At 61.8% G+C, this 1,671-nt stretch carries 1 protein-coding gene; it reads left to right on the top strand.

Annotated elements, in window-relative coordinates; translation table 11 throughout:
- The first annotated feature begins 146 nt into the window (after nucleotides 1-146).
- Nucleotides 147-1,526, top strand: a complete 1,380-nt coding sequence (locus QMX91_RS31040; RefSeq protein WP_282413902.1) for a PepSY domain-containing protein — start codon at nucleotides 147-149, stop codon at nucleotides 1,524-1,526.
- The last annotated feature ends 145 nt before the right edge of the window (nucleotides 1,527-1,671 follow it).

Here is a 1,671-nt window from a genome sequence, read left to right on the forward strand (position 1 = left end):
GGCTTGCTCGCGAAGACGGCGGTACATCCAGCATGGGTGGCGCCTGACACGACGCTTTCGCGAGCAAGCCCGCTCCCACAGGAGTGCAGTGGTGAAACTCCCCATACAGAACAACGAAAAGATCCAAGCCAAGCGGAGCAAACGTGATGCAAAAGCCCAAACCGAACTTCTACAACCTGGCCTGGCGCTGGCATTTCTATGCCGGATTATTCGTCGCGCCATTCATGGTGATGCTGGCCCTGACCGGCATCATCTACCTGTTCAAACCGCAGCTCGATTCGCTGATGTACAGCAGCCTGCTCAACGTCCCCGCCGGGCATCACATGGTGCCGGCCGATGATCTGCTGCAACGGCTCAAGAGCGCTTATCCACAGGGTCAGATCAGCCAATACCTGCCGCCGGCCAACGCCGAACGCAGTGCTCAGTTTGTCGTCAAGAATGAGGGTCATGAACTCAACGTATTCATCGATCCGTACCACGGCGACATCCTCGGCGAGCAGGATGCGAAGAAAAATCTGCAAGCCGTCGCCCGCGCCATTCACGGCGAATTGATGATCGGCACGCTCGGTGATCGCCTGATCGAACTCGCCGCCGGTTGGGGCGTGGTGCTGGTGGTGTCGGGGGTGTTCCTGTGGTGGCCGCGGGGTCAGGCCGCCGGCATCTTGTGGCCACGGCTGAACAGTCGCGGCCGGGTGTTGTGGCGTGATCTGCACGCGGTCACCGGGTTCTGGGGCGCAGCGTTGCTGCTGGTGATGCTGCTCAGCGGCATGACCTGGACCGGCTTCTGGGGCAAGCAATATGCGCAGGTGTGGAACGTGTTCCCGGCCGCGATGTGGAACAACGTGCCGACCTCCGACGTCGAGGCCGGCAGCCTCAATAACGCCGCGCGCCAGACCGTGCCATGGGCGATGGAAAACACGCCGATGCCGATGTCCGGCGACCACGCCGAACACATGGCCCACGGCGGCATGCAACACGGCCCCGCCGCACCCGCGATCAGCCTGCAAGAGGTGCAGAACATCGCCATTGAACGCAAGGTCGAACCCGGCTACAGCATCACCCTGCCAACCACCGCGACCGGTGTGTTCACCATCGCCGTGTTCGCCGACGACCCGCGTAACGATGCGACCCTGCATGTCGATCAGTACACCGGCAAGGTCCTCGCCGATGTGCGTTTCGAGCAGTACGGCGCAGTCGCGCGGGCCACGGAAATCGGCGTGATGCTGCATGAAGGCAAGATGTTCGGCACCTTCAACCAGATCGTCGTGCTGCTGATCTGCCTGATGATTCTGCTCAGCGCCGTCAGCGGTGTGGTGATCTGGTGGAAGCGTCGTCCGCAGGGCAAATTCGGCGTGCCGCCGCTGCGCCATGACCTCCCGAAATGGAAAACCGGGGTGGCGATCATGCTGGTGCTGGCAGTGATCTTTCCGCTGGTGGGCGCTTCGCTGGTGCTGGTCTGGCTGCTGGATCGGCTGCTGTTGTCGCGTCTGGGCCGCCAAGCTGAATCTGCCTCAACTTCAACGTGAAGCAGGCGAGATGCGCGTTTCAGACAGATCTTTAAACTGCCGGGGCTTAAACTCCGGCAGATTCCTGTGGGAGCGGGCTTGCTCGCGAAGGCGGAGTATCATTCAACGAACAGGGTGTCTGGCACGCCCTCTTCGCGAGCAAGCC

Source organism: Pseudomonas sp. PS01299, from assembly GCF_029960145.1.
GTDB lineage: Bacteria > Pseudomonadota > Gammaproteobacteria > Pseudomonadales > Pseudomonadaceae > Aquipseudomonas > Aquipseudomonas putida_A.

What these genes read in the sequence shown, in the direction of transcription:
- QMX91_RS31040 (WP_282413902.1), top strand. Translation starts at nt 147, where the DNA reads ATGCAAAAGCCCAAACCGAACTTCTACAACCTGGCCTGGCGCTGGCAT.